Raw genomic sequence first — 339 nt, 5'->3', positions numbered from 1 at the left:
AAGAAATTTTTATAGGCAGTTTGCAAGTTTAGTTGAGCATTTGCCAAAGCTAATGAATCAACTTCTTTTAACCACTCAAATTCTGCTTTGTATTTTGCAGGCGTGGGAAGCTTTTGTTTCTTTAGTTGATCCTTATCATCTTTATGTTTTTCATACGCTTCTTTCCGTTCAGCTAACATTCTGTTATACAAGAAACGTACACAGCCGAAGGTTTTACGTATAAGATGTGCTTGGTCTCCTGTTGGATACAAACGGAATTTAAATGCTTTATTCTGCTTTGTCATATCATTTCACCTCACTTTTCACTTTGATTTTCAATATATGTTTTTACTACGTCTA

Annotated in this window: 1 protein-coding gene; it reads right to left on the bottom strand. The window is 33.9% G+C overall.

From position 1 onward, the window contains the following. On the bottom strand, nt 1-284 hold a 284-nt coding region (locus HFD78_RS29160), incomplete at its 3' end, for a helix-turn-helix domain-containing protein (RefSeq protein ID WP_191968156.1). Nucleotides 285-339 lie beyond the last annotated feature (55 nt).

Source organism: Bacillus sp. EKM501B (genome assembly GCF_011800505.1).
Classification (GTDB): Bacteria; Bacillota; Bacilli; order Bacillales; family Bacillaceae_G; genus Bacillus_A; species Bacillus_A cereus.
Note: the sequence above shows the minus strand (reverse complement) of the source record. Positions and strands in the feature narration are given on the sequence as shown.